Annotated in this window: 21 protein-coding genes; 16 read left to right on the top strand and 5 right to left on the bottom strand. The window is 60.4% G+C overall.

Annotation, left to right across the window (positions count from 1 at the left end):
- The first annotated feature begins 1 nt into the window (after nt 1).
- The 3 genes from HIJ39_RS01870 to HIJ39_RS01860 are packed head-to-tail and all read left to right on the top strand — an operon-like array spanning nt 2 to nt 3475.
- A complete protein-coding gene (locus tag HIJ39_RS01870; RefSeq protein WP_169096114.1) occupies nt 2-1237 on the top strand; it encodes a dihydrolipoamide acetyltransferase family protein in 1236 nt (411 codons plus the stop codon).
- 1 nt (nt 1238) lies between these two features.
- Nucleotides 1239-2660, top strand: coding sequence for a dihydrolipoyl dehydrogenase (lpdA, locus tag HIJ39_RS01865; protein WP_169096112.1), 1422 nt, complete (start codon nt 1239-1241; stop codon nt 2658-2660).
- 38 nt (nt 2661-2698) lie between these two features.
- A complete protein-coding gene (locus HIJ39_RS01860) occupies nt 2699-3475 on the top strand; it encodes an inositol monophosphatase family protein (protein WP_169096110.1) in 777 nt (258 codons plus the stop codon).
- Nucleotides 3476-3529: 54 nt separating this feature from the next.
- On the opposite strand, the gene HIJ39_RS01855 is transcribed toward HIJ39_RS01860, so the two are convergent.
- The gene (locus HIJ39_RS01855) at nt 3530-5470 is read right to left on the bottom strand and encodes an MFS transporter (protein WP_243239275.1); all 1941 of its coding nucleotides are present in this window, start codon (nt 5468-5470) and stop codon (nt 3530-3532) included.
- Between the two features lie 542 nt (nt 5471-6012).
- On the opposite strand from HIJ39_RS01855, the gene HIJ39_RS01850 reads away from it, so the two are divergent.
- The 3 genes from HIJ39_RS01850 to HIJ39_RS01840 are packed head-to-tail and all read left to right on the top strand — an operon-like array spanning nt 6013 to nt 8506.
- Nucleotides 6013-7389, top strand: coding sequence for an AMP-binding protein (locus HIJ39_RS01850; protein WP_169096108.1), 1377 nt, complete (start codon nt 6013-6015; stop codon nt 7387-7389).
- A gap of 54 nt (nt 7390-7443) precedes the next feature.
- Complete coding sequence (locus HIJ39_RS01845) at nt 7444-7872, top strand: PaaI family thioesterase (RefSeq protein WP_169096106.1); 429 nt, start codon at nt 7444-7446, stop codon at nt 7870-7872.
- Nucleotides 7862-8506 carry a phosphatase PAP2 family protein gene (locus HIJ39_RS01840; RefSeq protein ID WP_169096104.1) on the top strand — a complete coding sequence of 215 codons (645 nt, stop codon included), beginning with the start codon at nt 7862-7864 and terminating at the stop codon, nt 8504-8506. Before HIJ39_RS01845 ends, HIJ39_RS01840 begins: the two co-directional genes overlap by 11 nt.
- Here the strand turns inward: HIJ39_RS01840 and HIJ39_RS01835 are convergent.
- Nucleotides 8490-9323 carry a sulfurtransferase gene (locus tag HIJ39_RS01835; protein ID WP_169096102.1) on the bottom strand — a complete coding sequence of 278 codons (834 nt, stop codon included), beginning with the start codon at nt 9321-9323 and terminating at the stop codon, nt 8490-8492. The genes HIJ39_RS01840 and HIJ39_RS01835 overlap by 17 nt on opposite strands.
- Before the next feature lie 43 nt (nt 9324-9366).
- Nucleotides 9367-9810, bottom strand: coding sequence for a DUF421 domain-containing protein (locus HIJ39_RS01830; RefSeq protein WP_169096100.1), 444 nt, complete (start codon nt 9808-9810; stop codon nt 9367-9369).
- A 145-nt stretch (nt 9811-9955) separates the two neighbouring features.
- Here HIJ39_RS01830 and HIJ39_RS01825 point away from each other — a divergent pair, with 145 nt between their 5' ends.
- Genes HIJ39_RS01825 through HIJ39_RS01780 form a run of 10 tightly spaced genes read left to right on the top strand, consistent with a single transcriptional unit; the run spans nt 9956 to nt 17392 of the window.
- Nucleotides 9956-10750, top strand: coding sequence for an enoyl-CoA hydratase-related protein (locus HIJ39_RS01825; RefSeq protein ID WP_169096098.1), 795 nt, complete (start codon nt 9956-9958; stop codon nt 10748-10750).
- A 34-nt stretch (nt 10751-10784) separates the two neighbouring features.
- Entirely contained in the window at nt 10785-11576 is a 792-nt protein-coding gene (locus tag HIJ39_RS01820) for an SDR family oxidoreductase (RefSeq protein WP_338055051.1), read from the top strand.
- Nucleotides 11577-11603: 27 nt separating this feature from the next.
- Entirely contained in the window at nt 11604-12467 is an 864-nt protein-coding gene (locus tag HIJ39_RS01815) for a CoA transferase subunit A (RefSeq protein WP_169096096.1), read from the top strand.
- 23 nt (nt 12468-12490) lie between these two features.
- Nucleotides 12491-13351 carry a CoA-transferase subunit beta gene (locus HIJ39_RS01810; protein WP_169096094.1) on the top strand — a complete coding sequence of 287 codons (861 nt, stop codon included), beginning with the start codon at nt 12491-12493 and terminating at the stop codon, nt 13349-13351.
- 14 nt (nt 13352-13365) lie between these two features.
- The gene (locus tag HIJ39_RS01805; RefSeq protein ID WP_207711421.1) at nt 13366-14100 is read left to right on the top strand and encodes an SDR family NAD(P)-dependent oxidoreductase; all 735 of its coding nucleotides are present in this window, start codon (nt 13366-13368) and stop codon (nt 14098-14100) included.
- A gap of 37 nt (nt 14101-14137) precedes the next feature.
- Nucleotides 14138-14968 carry an MBL fold metallo-hydrolase gene (locus HIJ39_RS01800; RefSeq protein ID WP_169096089.1) on the top strand — a complete coding sequence of 277 codons (831 nt, stop codon included), beginning with the start codon at nt 14138-14140 and terminating at the stop codon, nt 14966-14968.
- Nucleotides 14952-15803, top strand: a complete 852-nt coding sequence (locus HIJ39_RS01795; RefSeq protein WP_207711420.1) for an SDR family oxidoreductase — start codon at nt 14952-14954, stop codon at nt 15801-15803. Before HIJ39_RS01800 ends, HIJ39_RS01795 begins: the two co-directional genes overlap by 17 nt.
- 3 nt (nt 15804-15806) lie before the next feature.
- Nucleotides 15807-16541 (top strand): TSUP family transporter, encoded by a 735-nt coding sequence (locus tag HIJ39_RS01790; protein WP_169096087.1) that lies wholly within the window; start codon nt 15807-15809, stop codon nt 16539-16541.
- Between the two features lie 13 nt (nt 16542-16554).
- Nucleotides 16555-17022 (top strand): FAS1-like dehydratase domain-containing protein, encoded by a 468-nt coding sequence (locus HIJ39_RS01785; RefSeq protein WP_243239274.1) that lies wholly within the window; start codon nt 16555-16557, stop codon nt 17020-17022.
- A complete protein-coding gene (locus HIJ39_RS01780) occupies nt 17006-17392 on the top strand; it encodes a MaoC/PaaZ C-terminal domain-containing protein (protein ID WP_169096085.1) in 387 nt (128 codons plus the stop codon). The genes HIJ39_RS01785 and HIJ39_RS01780 overlap by 17 nt, the downstream gene beginning before the upstream one ends.
- Before the next feature lie 91 nt (nt 17393-17483).
- On the opposite strand, the gene HIJ39_RS01775 is transcribed toward HIJ39_RS01780, so the two are convergent.
- Both HIJ39_RS01775 and HIJ39_RS23635 read right to left on the bottom strand, forming a co-directional pair.
- Nucleotides 17484-17789 carry a hypothetical protein gene (locus tag HIJ39_RS01775; RefSeq protein WP_169096083.1) on the bottom strand — a complete coding sequence of 102 codons (306 nt, stop codon included), beginning with the start codon at nt 17787-17789 and terminating at the stop codon, nt 17484-17486.
- A gap of 218 nt (nt 17790-18007) precedes the next feature.
- Complete coding sequence (locus HIJ39_RS23635) at nt 18008-18688, bottom strand: YjgB family protein (protein WP_207711419.1); 681 nt, start codon at nt 18686-18688, stop codon at nt 18008-18010.
- Nucleotides 18689-19137 lie beyond the last annotated feature (449 nt).

Here is a 19137-nt window from a genome sequence, read left to right as displayed (position 1 = left end):
CATGGCCGTATATGAGTGGAAGCTGCCGGACGTGGGCGAGGGCATTCATGAAGCGGAAATAATGAAGTGGCATGTTGCGCCTGGCGATTCGGTGGCCCAAGAGCAAGTCATTGTGGAAATTCAAACTGACAAAGCGGTAGTGGATATTCCCTCGCCAGTCGCAGGGCGCGTGAAGGCGGTGCTGGCCCAAGAAGGGGACGTGGTCCGCGTGGGCACCCCGGTGATCGAGTTTGACACGGACGCCGCCGTCTCATCCGAGACGCCGGCCGCGCCTTCGGAAGAGCCTGTCTCGCAGCCGGCACCGGCCTCTTCCCCGGCAGTACCCCCGGGAGGGAATAAGCGGGTGCTGGCGACGCCGGCCGTGCGCAAGCTGGCCCGGGAACTCGGGGTGGACATTCAGGCTGTCACCGGAAGTGGCGAACATGGCCGCGTTCTCAAGGAGGACGTGCGGGCGTTTAAAGAGAGTCCAAGGCCCCAGCCTGCTCCGAGTGCACCAGTGGCGCCCGTGGCTCAGGAGACTTTGGGCAATGAGGTGCGGATACCGCTTCGAGGGCTTCGGCGAACCATTGCCGAACACATGGTGCGGTCCAAGTTCACAGCCCCTCACGTCACCACCATGGACGAGGTGGAGGTCGCTCGGTTGGTGGCACTGCGCGAGCAGATGAAGGTGCGGGCAACGGAGGAGGGCGTCAAGCTCACCTATCTGCCCTTCATCATCAAGGCGTTGGTGGCCGCTTTGAAGCGCTTTCCCTATTTGAACGCCAGCCTAGACGATGAGGCCAAGGAAATCGTCCTGAAGCCCTACTATCACATCGGCATCGCCGTGGATGATCCGGAAGGACTGATTGTCCCGGTCATTCGGGATGCGGATAAGAAAAGCCTGATGGAACTGGCCCGGGAAATACAAGATCTGACCGAACGGGCTCATGCTCATACATTGTCGCGTGACGAATTGACCGGTTCCACCTTCACGGTCACCAACTACGGGTCGTTTGGCGGGCTGTTTGCGACGCCGGTCATTAACTATCCGGAAGTGGGGATTTTCGGGACGGGGCGCATTCAAAAGAAGGCCATCGTAGTCAATCCGGAGACCGATGAAATTCAGGCTCGGCCCGTGATGAGCGTGTGCCTCACATTTGACCACCGAGTGGTGGACGGTGGGACGGCGGGGCGTTTCACCAATCAAGTGATGCGCTATCTCAACCAGCCCACAGACTTGTTTTTGGAGATGAGCTAGCATGGTGGTAGGCGAGTTTACCGAGAGCGCCGACTTGGTGGTGATTGGCGGTGGACCCGGGGGTTATGTGGCGGCAATCCGGGCAGCACAGCTCGGCCGCCAGGTTACATTGGTGGAACGGGGGCAGCTGGGAGGCATCTGCCTCAATGTGGGCTGCATCCCGTCAAAGGCCTTGATCACTGTCGCCGATGAGGTCGAGCGCAGTCGCACCGCCGCTTCGCGAGGGATTGCGATCTCCGAGCCCACGGTGCGAATGGAGGGGGTTCAGCGCTTTAAGACTTCCGTGGTTGAGCGATTGACCTCGGGGGTGGCGGAATTGTTGAAGGCCAATGGCGTCACGGTCATCCAGGCCGAGGCGCGCTTTGTGGACCCCGCTCATATCCGAGTGGTCTCGGAATATGAGAGCAAGAAAATTGCCTTCGAGTCTGCGATTGTGGCTACCGGATCGCGCCCCAACACCTTGTCGATGCTCCCTGTTGACCAAGAGACCGTCCTCGACTCCACCGGCTTACTGGCGCTGCAGCGGGTGCCCGAGCATTTGGTGGTGGTTGGCGGTGGGTATATCGGGCTCGAGTTAGGTACGGCCTTTCGCAAATTCGGCAGCCGAGTGACCGTGGTGGAAGCGCTGCCCACGCTGCTCTCCGGGATGAGTCCGTCATTGGTTCGGGTTGTAGAACGGCGGCTCCGGGAATTGGGTGTCGAGGTCATGGTGAGCACCCGTGTAGTGAAGGCGGAGATTGCGCCGGGAAACGTGCAGTTAACAGTCGAAGGCACCGAAGCGGCGCGTTTGCAGTCGGAAGCGGTACTAGTTACTGTGGGCCGCACGCCCAATACAGACAGCCTCAATCTGGAGGACGCTCACATTGCGCGCGATGAGCGCGGGCTGGTCATTGTAGACCAGACGCTCAAAACCCAAAATCCGCGGGTGGCGGCCATTGGCGACATTGTTCCGGGCCCGATGCTGGCGCATAAAGCCAGCTATGAGGGCAAAGTGGCGGCGGAGAGCCTTTCCGGGCTTCCCAGTGCTGCCGACGCCACCGCTGTTCCGGCCGTCATCTTTACGGATCCGGAAATGGCCTCGGTGGGTATGACGGAGGAACAAGCGCGTGAAGCGGGCTATCAACCGCTGACGGGGCGGTTTAGCTTTGCTGCCAACGGGCGGGCTTTATCCTTGGATGAACCCGCGGGATTTGCTGAAGTGGTGGCCGACCAAGATAGCGGCATCCTCTTGGGATTGCACGCCGTGGGTCGGGAGGCGTCCAATCTCATCGCGGAAGGCGGCTTGGCCTTGGAGATGGGGGCCACGCTGGAAGATGTCGCGCTCACCATTCATGCCCATCCGACGTTGCCGGAGGTATGGATGGAAGCGGCTGAGGTCGCTTTGGGACGGCCCATTCACGTCGCTCCGCGGCGTCGGCGGTAAGGTGAACGCGGATCCAAAACCGGAAAGGAAGGGATTTTGTGACCCTAGAGGAACTGGCAGCGGGACTTCGGCCGGTGGTGGAGGAGGCGCGGGCGGCCATCCTAGCCGTCTATCACAGCGGGGATTTTCACACCGAAGCCAAGCTCGACAACAGCCCCGTAACCGAAGCCGATCGGGCCTCACACCGCATTTTGACCGCGGGGCTGGCAAAGCTCACTCCCGACATTCCGGTGGTTTCGGAGGAGGCCGTGGGGACGCGTCCTACCATTAAAGAAGGGCACCCCTTTTGGCTGGTGGATCCGTTGGATGGCACCAAAGAGTTTGTGCGCCGTCTGGACAACTTCACCATTAATGTCGGCTTGGTGGATGGGGAGGGCGTGGCGCGGTTCGGGTTTGTCGATATTCCCGTTGAAGGGCGGTCCTTTGTGGGCGGTCAGGGCCGCGCATGGGTATGGGACGAGACCGGGCAGAAGCTATTGGCTCCGCTTGGGGCCGCTTCTCCAGCCGAGCCGCTTCGCGTCGCAATGAGTCGCAGTCACCGCGGCCAGGCGGAGGAATGGCTTTCGGATCATCATCTTCCGGTTAAGGATCTGGTCTATGCGGGGAGCGCCATTAAATTTGCTTGGATAGCGGAGGGGCGGGTTGACCTTTATGTTCGCCTCTTGCCCACGATGGGTTGGGATACCGCCGCTGGACAGGCGGTATTGAACGCGGTGGGCGCGGAAGTGGTGACCCTGGAGGGATCGCCGCTCCGGTACCGGCCGGGTGCATTTCCCAACCCGCACTTCGTGGCGAGCCGCCCAGGCGTCTTGTAAGCGTCGTCTGTCAAATAGGCCTGGCGGTTCTTCGCCAGGCTTTTTTAATGCCGTCTACGGGCGTTCGGGGATTAGGGGACGCGGCTGGTCGATGGTGGATTCGTCCGCTTTTATGGCGCCGGAGGGGACAGAGGCGGGCCGCTGTTCCAGAACGGCCTGAAGTATTGCCAAGGATTCGCGAAGCTGCGCCTCCCGCTCCGGAGGGGCGTCCGGCCGGGCACCGTCCCGGGCCAGCCAGGCCGCAGCCAACGCGACCAAGATGGTGTCAACGGGCAGTGTTGGTTCAGGAGCCGGCTCGGGGGCGGTGCCCACGTCGAGTTCCTCATAGATATACCGTTCGCCGCGAAATGCGGACAGCACCGCAGACAAGAGCGTCATGGCGGCGGAAAACAAGAAGACGGTCCGGAGAGCGGTCATGAATGGATGGGAAATCAACGCCGGGAAGAAGTGCGGGCTGGTTAGGGCGGCCGCCTGACCCGGGGGCAGATGAGCGAGCACTGCACGCCCGCTGGCGGTTGATCTCAAAACCATTTTAAGCGGGTTATATCCCAAGAGGGCGGCAAACAAAATGCTCAGGGGCGGCAGATGAGCCATGTGTCCAATGATGGGTTTTGGAAGCGCAAACTGGCTAAGCCCCCGGGTCATCGTGGATGGGAGTCCAGCCGAGAGCGAACTGATCACCATGGAAAAGAAAATGCCCATGGAGAGCATCATGCCGGCATTCATGAAGGTGGCGCGCATGCCCGATGCCGAGCCGCGAAACCGCGCTGGGACGGCGCTCATGATGGCAGAGGTGTTGGGCGAGGCGAAAAGACCCATGCCAGCCCCAATGACAAAGATGTAAAAGGCAAAGGTCCAGTAATGAAAGTTGGCCGGGAGGGTGTTGAGGAGAAAGAAACCGATGGCGCTGACCAACATGCCCGCCGTGGCAAACCAGCGTGCCCCATATCGGTCCGAGAGGCGTCCACTAATCGGACCAAAGATGAGAAAGCCGGCCATCTGGGGAATAGTGTCGATGCCGGCCTGAAGCGGCGTGTGGGCAAAGGACACCCCATGTAGCGGCAGCCAAATGCCCTGCAGCCAGATGATAAGCATGAACGACAGGCCGCCACGGGCGATGGCGCTCATCAAGCTGGTGAAGTTTCCGATGGAAAAGGCGCGCGTCTTGAAGAGCCCAAGGTGAAACATCGGATCGTCGACGTAATTCTCAATGATGACAAATCCGATTAAGAGAACTAGGCCGCCGATTAAGCTGGAAAGAACGAAGGGCCGATGCCAGCTCATCGGATGGTTCTGATAGGGATTGATGCTGTAGGTCAGTCCGAGCATGATTCCCATCAAGCCCAGCGCAAAGGTGAGGTTGCCCCACCAGTCGATTCCCGCCCCTTCGCGGCGGGTGGCTGTTTCGTGCAGCGCGACGTAAGCCCAGATGGTGCCGAAAATACCAACCGGCACGTTGACGAGGAAAATGGCACGCCAGCTAATCGTGGATAACAGCCCGCCTACAATCAGTCCGATCACACTGCCGCCGATGGCGGCGATTTGATTCAGCCCCAGCGCCAGACCGCGCTGGTCGGCCGGGAAGGCGTCGGTTAATATGGCGGCGCTGTTGGCGAACAAAAAGGCGCCCCCAATGCCCTGAATGAACCGAAATATGATAAGCTCCCATTCGCCGGTGCTGCCGTGGTTGGGCGTAACAAAGAGCAGCAAGGAGCCAATGGTGAAAATGAGAAAGCCGAGATTGTACAGTTTGACGCGGCCATAGGTGTCGGAAATGCGGCCAAATGACACCAACAAAATGGTGGTGGCGACGTTGAATCCCATCAAAATCCAGAGCAAGAGACTGGTCTGTCCGCTATGCAGCGGATTGATGCGAATGCCGCGAAAAATTGCGGGCAGCGAGATAATTAAGATGGTCTGGTTGATGGTTGCCATCAACACCCCCAACGTAGTGTTGGAAAGCGCAATCCATTTGTAGTGTCCGTGGTTTCGCAAGAGTCTTCCTCCTTGCTGCAATAGCCCTAAGGCGCGTCGGGCGCCGGCGTGGTAACTCGGTCAAAAGGTTGGCCCATTGCTGTTGGGCGGCCGTGTTTCCCTGTCGGTCGAGGCCGCCTAGACGCGGGGCTGTCCTGTTGGTCGACAGGGCGGGCGACTGAGCCCCGGGACTCGAGCCGATCTAAAATACAGGGTAGTGACGTGGAGGACATGCTCAACGTCTTGGCCACCTCACCAGCTTGCCGGGGGCCCTGTCTTCATAGGCGAAGGCATTCCATCTGCGTCATGGCCAGGTCGTGCTCATGGCGCAACCAAAAGATGAACGGTTCGGTGAGCCGGACCAGCCGGACCACCGCCTTTGACAGGGCCTTTTCATCGTCCGTAGGACTATCAGTCACCTCGTTTTTTATGGCGTAACGTATAGAATGCCCAGTTCTCAAAAATTTCCTCGCCCTCCGATTCCATGGAACCTTTTGGAGATTTTTCCCGCTGGTCAGGAATAGGTATAACCGGACAATCTCTGAGATATGGGGGGAGAGAAGATGGCGTGGAATGAGAAGGGTTGGCAAAGCGCCGCCGAGGGTTATGCCTGGATGGTGCCGTGGCGGTATGTGCGGGATGGCGACGGATGGTTTGTCGGGGGCTACAGCAACGTGGCGTGGAATGCGGTGGATCGGCATTTAGAATGCATGGCGGACCACACGGCCGTTTCCGATCGGGCATCCGGCCAGCGGTTCACCTATCGGGATTTATATTGGAAAAGTGCGAGGCTCGCCCGGTGGTGGCGGGATCACGGCCTGGCCGTTGGGGAGCGGGTGGTGATTTACGGGGCGGGCGGACTTACCGCGCTCGTGGCTTGGTTGGCGGCCGCACGGATTGGGGCGGTGGCTGTCTTGATGCCCTCCACGCCGTCATCCGGCTTGTTAAGCCAGCGCCTCAATGAGTGCGAGGCCAGTTGGGTTGTGGTGGAGTCGCGAGAAGAGGCGTTAGCTGTCGGACGCCAGACTTCGGTGCCGGTGTTGGTGGGGGGCCAGGACCCTGTCGGGCCTAGCTTGGCTGATGTCGAGGAGAGGGCGGCAGGCCTCATCGATCCCGTGCCGGTAGAGGCCAATGCGTTAGGGGTGCTGGTCTACGGCGATGATGGCCGTCCCTACGCCTATGCCGGCTTGGGCGGGCTTATCAGCTGGGCGGAAAGTCTGGCCTTGAATCTGGACCTCGCAGGCGGCGATCGGATCGGGGTGTGGCTTTCCCACCAGGGGCTCAGCCATCGGTTGATTGTGACCTTGGCGCTCTTAGCCAAGGGTGCGCAAGTGGTGTGGATGGGGGAGGATGTTCAGCTGGCGGTGCGCGAACATGGACTGCAAAAGCTAGTTGTATCCCCGTGCGACGCGAGACGGGCGGCGGCGGGCGCGGATCGCTTGGACGTCATTTTGGTACTCGGGCACTCGCGGATTACGCCGGCATTGCCTTCGGATGGGCGTGCGCGCTGGCGCCAGGCGATCCCGCACATATCGGCGGGACTCTTTCTCCCTAGAGAGGGCGGGATGGACCCCGGCCCGGGACAAGACCGCACGCGGGGAAGCCGGCCGCCTGAGACCACCGGCACTCCGCCTGAAAGTGTCTGGGACCAGCTCTTGCAAGTTCCCGATGTCGAGGAGGTTTACCCGATGGAGGACGCCGACACCCGCATCGTCTGGGTGCGAAGCGGACATCCATTGCCCGAACCCGACGAGAGGGCCTTGCCGGTGCCGTTCGGGTGGACGCCTGTGGTCCTTGACGCATTTCCGGAGACCATTGAGGGGCGGGTTGCCGGTCAAGTGCTGGCGAGTCTCTGGAAACACGACAGCCGCATTTCTCTCGATGGGGTCGCTAATCCTGCTGTTGTGGAGCAATTGGTGCGCACGCTTGGCTCCCACTAGTTGCTCCCCTCTGCCCGCCCTGGTAATTTAGGATGGTAAGTTAGGGAGGGCATCATGGACGAGCAACGCCAATACCAATATGAGAACGACTATGAGCGCCGCTTTTTTGAATGGGCAGGCATGGAGGTTGTTGAGGCGGCTCAAGGCCGCTCCACCGTGCGGCTTCACGTGGACCGCCACCACCGGGGCGGGGGCGGTACTGAAGCGGTCAACGGGGGCGTCGGAGCGTATATGTTCGATGGAATCCTCGGCAGCGCCGTCCGCAGCACTTGGGACGATGAGGTGGCCGGACAGGTGACGATGACGCTGACCATTCAGTATCTTCGGCCGTTGATAGCGGACGATGTGGTGGAAGGCCGCGGCGAGGTCACGCATCGCGGGCGCTCGGCGGTTTACGCCAAGGGTGAGATTTACGACAGTCAGGGACGTGTGGCGATGAGGGCCAGCGGCATTTTTCATCTCTTCCGCCATCGTGGCGAGTAAAGCAAGCCGCGGTTGGTGGTGGGCCGGTCTTTGGGGTGTGGCGGCGGCCATCACCCTAGGCGGTTGGCTCCAGCCCTTGAATCAGGTGGTCGCGCAGACCTTGCGGCCTTTCGGATCTCATGTACCGGTTACCAACCTGGTATGGGTCGCCGGCGGGATTCCTCTGACCGGTTTGGTTCTTTTGGCTGGGGTGTGGCGGCGGCAGCGGTGGGTTTTGGTGGCCGTATTTGTGGCTGGGCTATTGATAGAGGCCTTATCGAAGCATTTTATCTCCACGCCGCTTCCTCGTCCCACCTATGAGCCGCCCTTTTATCGCCACCTGGAGACCCTCACCAACATCACCCCAACGGACGCTATGACCTGGGTGGAGGCGCTGATTCCTCTCCATGGCCAAGCGTCCCAGGTCCATCAGGCGCTCTTTCGCGGCAGTTTTCCGAGCGGCCACGTGTATCGCATCACCTTCGTCAGTGGCGTGTGGCTTCACCGGTGGCGCCGTTGGACCTGGGGCTTGGCGTTTGTGGCCGGAATCCTGGTGGTCTCGACCGGCGGCCATTGGGCCTTGGATGCGGTCGGCGGATTTTTGCTAGCGCGGGCCCTGCTGGCCTTCTTTGATCCGGTCAGCCGCGGGCAATAGGGGCAACGGGATGTTCAATCCACCCGCTCCAGCTGCCCGGATAGAGAATCGGCTGAGCGCCAATCAGGGTAAGCCCGAGGATGTCGACGCAAGCGCTGACACCGGAACCGCAGTATACCACCGGACGGTCTGTTCGAGACAGCACCGGTTCCAACAACTGTTGGAGTTCGACGGGTGATTTAAAGCGGCCGTCCTCGGCGAGCAATTGCTGATAGGGCTGATTTATGGCTCCGGGAATGTGGCCGGCTACCCGGTCCATGGGCTCCACCTCGCCACGGTAGCGCTCGGGGGCCCGGGCATCCACCAAGGTCATCGCCTCATAATTAGGCCATAGCGTTTCAAAATCAATGGTGATGGCGGGGTTCGGCCGAGGCGTGAACGCCCCGGGCGTTGGCCGTGTGACTGCGGTGGTGACGGGACCACCCCGTCGTTCCCATGCGGCAAAGCCGCCATTTAGCACGGCGACCTGGGAATGGCCGAAGAAGGTCAAAAGCCACCAACAACGAGCGGCTCCGGCTCCGTCGTCGTCATAGGCGACCACCCAGGAGCCCTCTCGCACCCCCGCCTGCGCCATCACCTCGCTAAACGCGGCTTGAGACGGCAGCGGATGGCGTCCACCAGGCGGCCCTGGCGGCCCCGCCAACTGACGATGAAGGTCAATGAAGACGGCACCAGGGATGTGCCCGGCACGGAATGCGTCGTCGCCGTAGTCGGGTTGTTGCAGGCGCCACCGGCAATCCAGTATAACCAGCCGTGGGTCGGCCAAATGATCGTGAAGCCATTCAGGCTCGATTAGGGGTCCAAATTGTGGCTGCATGATATCCCTCCATTGCCAGTGTACGGCAATGCTGGGGGCAGCACTATGAATTCTTGGGAATTATGCCGAGTTTGCCGTCGATTTCCAATTCGGCCACCTGGATTTGGTCTGGTCCCGCGATCTTCGCTTCCCGAAGGCGCATTTCCAGATCCTTTTCGCCCATGCCAGCTTTTTTCAAATCCTTGGGGCTCACCTTCCCGTCCACCACAAGCGGGCGCGGCGTTCCCATCAAAAGGGGGCGGAGCGACGGAAAGGACAGCGCCGCCCGTCCGATAATCCAGGCAATGACGGCAAACGCGGCTACTACGAGAACGCCGCCGTAGAGCGGCACCTTTTGAGTGATGGCTGTGGATCCGGCCACGGTGCCAAAGGTGATGCCCGCCACCCGGTCCATCGGCGTGAAATTAGCCATGGTGCGCTTTCCCAACACCCGAATCGCCGCGAACACGGTGGCGAACATCACCAGCGAGCGAAATAAAAAAGTCATGACCCGCCTCCTAATTCCAAGGACTGGTAATTCGGACCTAGCCTGTCCTTTTGGGGCAGGAATTATCCATCGATTGGCGAATAGCGATGTAGTGGGGCGGCTCTAGACCGTCCCGGTTGCGTTGCACAAGACGGAGGAGGATATCGTGGAGACGGACGACATAGTGTGGGAGCGGCAGGGATCTCGGGCCATTCTGAGGATGAATCGTCCGGCGGCGTTGAACGCCCTTACCGCTTCATTGCGCCAGGGGCTGGTGGAAGGTTTAAGGCGGGCGGCGGACGATCCGGAAGTGCGGGTGGTCATTCTTCGCGGGGAAGGACGGGCGTTTTCGGTCGGCCAGGACCTGAAGGAGATGCAGTCGTATTACCAAGAACACGGGCCGCAACTGGGGCAGTTGGTGGAAGACGAGTACATACCGATTGTTCATGCCTTGCGCGGATTGCCCAAACCAACCATCGCGGTGGTGGAAGGGGCGGCAGTGGGCGGCGGCATGGCTTTAGCCTTGGCCACCGACTTTCGCGTGATTACCAATCGTGCTCAACTCGTTCCGGGGTTTGTCAACGTTGCGCTGGCGCCCGATACCGGCACCACGTTTCTTCTAGCGCGTGCCATTGGGTATCATCGAGCCTTGAATCTATGCCTTTTGGGCGAACCGCTGCGAGCCAATGATATGGTGTCCTGGGGCTTGGCCAAGATTGCGCACGAGTCCTCGGAGTCGCTCGAGGATGAACTGAACACCTTGGCGGATAAGCTGGCTCATGGTCCCACCCGAGCGTATGCGGAAATCCGCAGGATGTTTGACCGAGCCCAGCCGCTCGGGCTGCAGGACGTCTTGATGCTGGAGCGGGATGTACAGGACGCGCTCGCCCATACCCAAGATCACCGGGAGGCAGTGGATGCCTTCTTGGCTAAGCGTCCGCCCAATTTTACCGGCGCGTAAATCACTCATTTCATAGAGAAGCGGGGGAACGATCGTGGCACAAACCATGTTGCCGAGCGGCACCTTGTCGGGTCAAACGGCGGTGGTGACCGGCGGGGGAAGCGGCATCGGGCTTGGCATTGCACGCGAATTAGGACGGTTGGGAGCCAAGGTGGTGTTAGCGGGCCGCAAGCCGGATCGCTTGGAGGCCGCGCAATCCAGCCTGGCCGAGGAGGGGATTGAGGCGCTCGCGGTGGCGACCGACATTCGCGACCCGGAGCAGGTCGAGAGTCTCATGAACCGTGCCGTCGAGGAGACCGGCCGGCTGGACATGCTTGTCAATTCAGCGGCGGGCAACTTTATTGTCGACAGCGAGAAGCTCTCGGTTAACGGATGGAATGCGGTGGTCAACACGGTGCTTAACGGCACTTTCTATTGCACTCGGGCCGCCGGTTTGAAGATGATCGAACTCGGAAACGGAGGCCGCATGCTTTCCATTGTGGCCAGTTATGCCTGGACCGGAGGACCGCGCACGGTCCACTCCGTGGCGGCCAAGGCCGGGGTTGTGGCCATGACGCGCACATTGGCGGTGGAATGGGCGCATTACGGCATCCGAGTCAACGCTATTTGCCCCGGGCCGACTGACACCGAAGGGGCCCGGCCGCTATGGGCTGACCCGGCGGAGGAAGCGCGTCTCAAGGCGAAAATTCCCGTAGGCCGATTCGGCACGGTGGAAGAGATGGGGCGGGCAGCCAGTTACTTGTTGTCGCCTTATGCCGATTTCGTAAACGGGGAAGTCTTCGTCATCGATGGCGGCGAGTGGCTAGGAAAGGGATTAACCTCATAATCACCTGAGAAAAGGGGGAGAACGCGAATGGACAAGCGCATGACCATCGACGAGGTGGTCGAGCAAATTCCCAACGGCGCCAAAGTCGCCATCGGGGGATCCTCCATCTCCCGAAAGCCCATGGCGCTGGTACGGGCCTTGGCTCGGAGCGACAAGCGCGATTTGACGATCATTGTGGACGTCGGCGGACCCGACGTGGACCTCTTGCTGGGCACTGGCAAGGTGCGGCAAGTCATCTATGCGTTCGTGGGATTTGAGGTGCTGGGCTTAGCCCCGCACTTCCGCCGCAGCCGGCAGCGTGGCGGAGCTGAATTTCAGGAATGGACGGAATATACCGTGATGGCCGGGCTCGATGCCACCATTAAGCGGGTCCCGTTCATCCCCACGCATGCTACCTTGGGAACCGATGTGCCCAAGGTCAATCCGGCCTTTCGAGAGATCACCGATCCGTTCAACAACGAGCCGCTGATTGCCGTCCCAGCACTTGCTCCCGACGTGTCGCTGATTCATGTCAACTACGCGGACATTCAGGGCAACGGGGTCATCCTCGGCGATGGGCACGTCGACGTGCTGTGCGCCAAGGCGGCCAAGGCGACGTTTATGTCCTGCGAGCGCATTCTGTCGTCGGATGAATTGCAGCGATTCGGCCGTGACGTGCAAATTCTCAGGGTATACCCCCAAGGGGTTGTTGAAGTTCCGTGGGGTGCCCACCCGACGGGATGCGCGCCCGATTATCGCACCGACTTAAGGCATCTGCAAGAATACCTGAAAGCGGCATCGTCTGAAGAGGGCTGGCAACAATACGAGCGCGATTTCGTGGATGTCTCGCACCGTCAATATCTGGACAACCATGGCGGCGCGGAAGAGCTCGTCTCGCGCTTGAAAGTGTAAATGGGCGAAAGGAGGAGTTGTCAATGCCACTGGATCCCGAGTTAAATGTGGATGAAGTAATTATTACCACCATGGCGCGCCAACTGCATGGTGAAATGCTGGTTAGTTCAGTGACCGCCTTTGGATCGTTGGCCGCACACTTGGCCAAGCGGCGCTATGCTCCCGATTTGGCGGTGCTCTCCACGCCCGAATCCGGGATGGATGTGACCCCGATGCCAACCCTGACGCTCGGGCAGTTTCTGACCGACGTGCAACAGGGCATCCCGCTGACCATGGAGGACATATTTGACGCCATTTTCACCGATCACTTCCGGATCTGGATTAACCCCTCGCAAATCGATCAATACGGCAACACCAACATCACCGCCATTGGCGACTGGCATCATCCCAAAGTGGCCCTGGTGGGATCCCGCGGCATTCCTGAGGACACGTCCCATCTGTCCGAAACCTTTTATTACATCTTGAATCATTCGCCGCGAGCCATTGTTGCGCGCGTCGACTTCAAAAGCGGAGCCGGAAACGGTGAGAGTCGACGCGGTCTCGGTCACCACGGCGCACCGACCGCCCTCGTGACCGATCTTGGCGTGTTCGACTTCACGGGGCCGGATGGCACCATGGCGGTTCGAACGCTCCACCCTGGCGTCACCATTGAGGAGGTCCAGGAACGCAGCGGATTTCCGGTGTATGTGCGGGAGGCCGACATCCCCGTCACTGAGCCGCCCAGCGAGGAGGATGTCCGCATCATTCGCGAGGCCGATCCGCTCGAGGTGCGAAAGCTGGAACTGATGTCTGGTCCTATGGCGGCGGAGAAGTTTGTCAACATCTATGAGCGCGAGCGACAGGCGCTCCATGCCACCTATCCGCGACGGAAGCTGGGCCGCTAATGAGGATGGACAACATGCGGGTGCTAATCACCGGCGGGGCGCGGGGAATTGGACGTGCAGCCGCGGAATTGGCGCTGGCGCAGGGGGCGCGGGTTGCCGTCTGGGCCTTGCACTCGGAAAGCGTCGAGGAAGTCAAGACTGCCGTTCCGGCGATTCATTGGGCCGATGCTGTGGATGTGGGCGAACGAGACGCTGTGGAACGCGGAGTGAAGAAAATCCTTGAGGCCATGGGCCCCATCGATGTGTTGATTAATAATGCTGGGTATACCCTGACCTCCCGCTTTTTGGAAGAAGAGCCGGCGTACTGGGAACGAGTGATAGCGACCAATTTTTGGGGCGCTGTCTATACCATGCGGGCGGTGTTGCCCCACATGGTGCAACGGGGACAGGGGAGCATTGTCAATGTAGTCTCCGACGCCGGCCGGGTCGGCATGGCGGGCGAAGCGGTCTATGCCGGAGCCAAGGGCGGTGTGGTCGCTTTTTCCAAATCGATCGCCCAAGAAATGGCGCGCCATCAGATTCGCGTGAACTGCGTGGCGCCCGGTCCGACCCGAACCCGTATATTGGAAAGCAACACGGAAGATGGCGATGCGGAGAAGCTCATTGAGAAGATGATCCGCCGGATTCCACTCCGGCGAATCGCCGAGCCTCACGAGGTGGCCGAGGCGGTTCTCTTCTTGGCGAGTCCGGCCGCTTCCCATATTACTGGACAGGTGCTCTCGGTGTCGGGCGGTTTGACTATGATATGAGGATCAGTTTAGACAAAAGGCGGCGGGGGGAGTAGCGATGGAACAGGTGGTTCCTGGCGTATACCGCTCGATAGTTCCCAGCCACACGCTGGCGCCCTATACGGCGACCAATTGCTACTGGGTCGGAGGGCGTCGACAGGTGGTCTTGATTGATGCAGGCGATGGCGACGAGCCCGGGCGCACGGTGTTGGAAGCGGATTGGCGGGATTTGGGGTCGCCGGAGGTGGTGGCGATTTTTGCCACCCATCGCCATGGGGATCACACCGGCGGTGCGGCCTGGGCCCATCAGCGATTTGGCGCGCCGCTCTACCTGCAAAATCGGGATCTCACCCCAGCGTTGGCCGAGCAAGCGCCATGGCAGCATTTTTCTGATCGGGATTTTCGGGTGGAGGGAATGATCCTCAACGTGCTGGAGGCGCCCGGCCATACCCCCGGGCAGTGGAACTTCTACCTTCCCGAAACGCGGGGACTCATCGCCGGAGACAACGTACTGGGCAACACCACGGCTGTTGTGGCTCCCCCCGAGGGGCATCTGGGCGATTATCTAGCCACCCTGGACCGCCTGTTGGCCATGCAGCCGGCCTGGATTGGGCCCGGGCATGGCGATCTGATTGTGGATGGGGCGACGCGCATACAGACGTATTTGGATCATCGTCGGGAACGCATCGCCCAGCTCCTCGCCATGTTGCGGCAAGGACCTCAGACGGTGCATTCGTTGGCCGAGGAGCTGTATCCTCCTGCTCAACGGGCGGCGGGGGAATGGATGGTGCGGAGCCATCTTCAGTTCTTTGAGCAGCAAGGTTGGGTTCAGGCGCGGGATGAGGAATTTTGGATTGCAAAGGATGGTCTCGATGATTTTTCGCGATGATTTGCTGGCCGGAAAGCGGGTGCTCATTACCGGCGGAGGAACGGGACTAGGACGAGCGATGGGTGAAGCCTTCGGCAAGCTGGGGGCGCGACTGGCCATTGTCGGTCGCCGGCAGGCGGTGTTGGAGGAGACGGCGCGGGCATTTCGGGACGAGGGCATTGAGGTATGGACGCATGCCTTGGACGTGCGCCAACCCGAAAAGGTCGAGGAGGTCATGGAGGCGCTGTTTCAGCACTACGGCGGACTCGATGTTCTTGTCAACAACGCCGCGGGCAACTTTATCAGCCCCACCGAGCGATTGTCATCCCGGGCCGTTGATGCCGTGCTGAATATTGTGCTGCATGGCACTCTCTATTGTACGTTGGCCGCAGGCAAGCGCTGGATCGACGCGGGACAGCCGGGGACGGTGCTCAACATCGTGACAACCTATGCCTGGACCGGTTCGGGATATGTCGTGCCATCGGCGGCCGCCAAGGCAGGCGTGCTGGCCATGACCCGATCGCTCGCGGTTGAATGGGCTCGACATGGTATTCGTCAGGTGGCGATTGCACCCGGGCCTTTTCCCACAGAGGGTGCCTGGTCGCGTCTCATGCCCACTGAGGAACTGTCGCGCGCTGCGGTTGACCGGGTTCCGTTGAAGCGGGTGGGACGTCCGGAGGAGCTGACCACCTTGGCGTCCTATCTCATCTCTGACATGGCTTCTTACATCAACGGCGAGGTCATCACCATTGATGGCGGAGAATGGCTACAGGGCGCAGGGATGTTTAATGGCTTGGACAAGGTGACGCCGGCGGAATGGGATGCCTTAAGAGCCATGATTCAGAAGAAAGGCTAAGCGGTGCCTCTAGGTTGGGTGCTGGCACTGACGGCTGCGGGGTTGGTGGCGTCGTTTAGTGGGGCCGCTTTGGGCATCGGCGGAGGCTTGGTGGTCATGCCGCTCTTGGGTCTGTGGCTCCCGCCGGCCGAAGCGGTCGCTTATGCAGCGCCGATGTTCCTGGCGGCTAGTGCCGTGAACTTTGCCCGCTATCGCCGACGCATCGCCTGGCCCCTGTTGTGGCGATATATCCCAGGGGTCGCAGTGGGCAGTGTGGTGGGAGCGCACTTTCTCCAGGTAGCGCCGTCGTCCATCATCCGATTGGTGATGGGCGGGTTGGCATTGGCCTTTACCATCCTTGAAGGGCTACGGCTGGTACGGCGCAAACCCATCCAGGCGGGGCGCCGTTGGGTGGCATGGCCCCTCTCGGTCGCTGGAGGGCTTGCCAGTACGCTCACCAACATCGGCGGGACGGTGGTGTCGGCCGCCATGCTGACCGAGTCGTTGACCCAAGCCTGGTATGTGGGGACGCTCAACGCAGTCATGCTATCGATGGGGGTCTTCAAGATAGGACTTTTTGTGCTGGAGGGGTTAATCCGCCCCCGAGGATTCGTGGCGGCCTTGCCGGCCATTCCGGCGGTCTTTGTCGGGAGCTGGCTGGGACAGCGCTTTAACCAACGCCTGAGTCCGGCCATGTTTCGCTGGGTGCTGGTTTCCGTCATTGGGGCATCGTCGCTGATGCTATTGTTGGGTGCGTAGAAGGATGGAGAAATTGGAGGGACATATGCTCTTTCAGGAGGAGAAAATCGGGCAGCGCAGCCAGCCCATCACCCATGAGGTGGAGCGAGGCGCGATTCGCCGTTTTGCCCGTGCTTTAGGGCTGACAAGTGCCATCCATCAGGATGTGGCATCCGCGCAAGCGGCGGGATTTCGGGATCTGGTGGCGCCCCCAACTTTTGTGGTCACCTTGCTTCCCTGGCAAATTCCCGGGCTCACGTTGCCCTCGGCCGGCGTGCTTCATGGGGAACAGGAATTTTGGTGGGGAGAACCGATTTGCGCGGGTGACCAGATTCAGGTGACCGGTTGGGTGGAGGATGTGAAGACGCGTTCCGGGAAGACAGGACGGATGCACATTATTACCATTGCGAGTGAGGGCATGCACCAGGATGAGCAGCCAGCCTTTCGTGCCCGGGCTGTTCTCATCGTGACAGAGGAGGCAGAAAATGCAAGTCGGGGATGAGTTTGGGCCTTTTCAATTATCGGTTAGCCGCGAGCAGTTGGTCCGTTATGCAGGGGCTTCAGAGGACTTCAATCCCATTCATTATGACGACGAGGCAGCCCGACGTTTTGGACTCCCCGGAGTGATAGTTCACGGCATGCTGAACATGGGACTGGTAGCCCGGTTTGTCTTGGAAGAGGCCCTGCCTCAGGGAACTCGCGTGGAACACTACCAGGTGCGCTTTCGGAGCATGGTGCAACCCGGAGACCAACTGGAAGTTCGTGCCCGGGTGCGGAACATGGACAATCAGCGGGTGAGTTTGGATGTGAGTCTGGCCTCCACGGGGGAGAAGCCGGCTGTTCAGGGCAAAATGGACGTCGTGTTACCATAATCCGAGTGCGGCCTGACAGCTGATTCGAAAGATACGGCTCGGCGTGCGGAAGGACTTAGACGACGGATCGGGTAAACGGGCTGTGGGCGGACTAGAATTGATCGCCCGTCATGGCATCGACCCATCGGGACAGAAAAAAACCCCGGCCCGAAACTCGGGGTGGTAATGCCCGACAATTGCTGTGCAGGGGTTTGATAATGATGCTCCCTGCGATCGCGGCCAGTCCCTCCCAAATGGGAGGCGCGACCTCTCCAATTAACAATGCGAGACTTTGATCCGAAAAGGGGTTGGAGGCTAATTCATCGACATCCGACAAGACTCCCATAGTTCCACCGACAACCATAATTGCGATGCCTACCCAAGACATCACGGGCACAATTTGCCTGCTTTCATTCATGCCTCACTCCACGTTATCCTAAAGACCGGAGACCATCTCTTCAATAGGGAGGCTGCTCTCCTAACCTGTTCGTCGGGAGTATTGCCACCTCGGTTGGGGTCCCATCCGAGGAGGCGATAGCGTGCAATCCGGGGTATGCGGCAGACGTGTTAGGCTATGCGCGTGAGCATGCGTTTCCCGATGGCAAGATCATACGTGCCTGGAGACCGCGAGGGTCTTTATTCCGCCGCCATCGGTGCGACCATGCCCTTGGGCCATTGCACATCCACATGGTTGACGGTCGAGCCCGATTCGGAAAACACCCACAGCAAGCGATACTGCCCTCGGTTGTAGGCGTAAATCACCGAGCCGGCGGAATGGCTGACCGTATCGGGTTTCCCGAGCACCGTTTCGATGTCCGCCAGGGTTATCTGGTGCAAATCGGGGCTATACGACCGTACATCAGCCAGCTGAACCCCCTCATTGAAGCCCACGACGGCATGATGCGCGCCATAGGTCACGTAGGTGATGCCGTTGACTCCGGTACCATGGCTTCCCGGTCCCCAGACCTTTTCCAATGCGTAGTAGCTTTGCTGGTCGCCATCGGGGATGCCGAGCGCCTTGCCGCTCCATGACACCTGGGCCCATTCGCGCACGAGCGTCTGCGCTGCGCTACGCCCACTAGGGGGTGGGGTTGGCGCCGTGGGGGTGGTGGGGGCTGACGACGCTGACGTCGACGTGGGGGAACTCGTCGCTACGGCGGACCGGGTCGTGGGCTGCGGGTTTTCGGCCGCAGCCACGGTTTGGGGACGGGAACTCGGAGACGGGGCGGCGGTAGGGCGGTTGGCGATGCCGCAGCCAGCAAGAACGGCTGACGAACCGAGAACGAGTGCTGAGATGCCAATAAATCTCTTTGTCATGATGTCCTCCTCAGGTGCGATATGTAGTGTCGTGCGGCTCCGCGGTCCGTACTGTTTTACACCGTGTACAACGGCATGGGCCAGGAAGAGGTTACAGAGCCAATTCCCGAATTTGTGACGGTCAGGTGCCCGGCCGAGGCATGATGGGCGTTAATTGTGCGTTTGCCGCCCCGGTGGCATTCTTGAATGCGTCGTTCATGGCAATCCGTTCGGCGGACGCCAAGGGCTCACCACTTGCGGCTCTCCCATTAACAGTCACGGGTATATTCCGGCGAGGAGCAGAGCCATTGCGCTCGACCGGATGCGACGCTCAGAGCTGGTGGGTGCTGTAATGCGCCCCCTCCGATCCGAGTGCGTGCCAGGAGCTTCTAGGAGCTTTTTCAAAAATTGACCCGGACGGCTCCGCGGACGGGTGTCAAAATTCGCTGGGGTGGGCGGCCATTTGGCAG

The sequence above is a fragment of the Sulfobacillus harzensis genome (assembly GCF_012933365.1).
Taxonomy (GTDB): domain Bacteria; phylum Bacillota; class Sulfobacillia; order Sulfobacillales; family Sulfobacillaceae; genus Sulfobacillus_B; species Sulfobacillus_B harzensis.
Note: the sequence above shows the minus strand (reverse complement) of the source record. Positions and strands in the feature narration are given on the sequence as shown.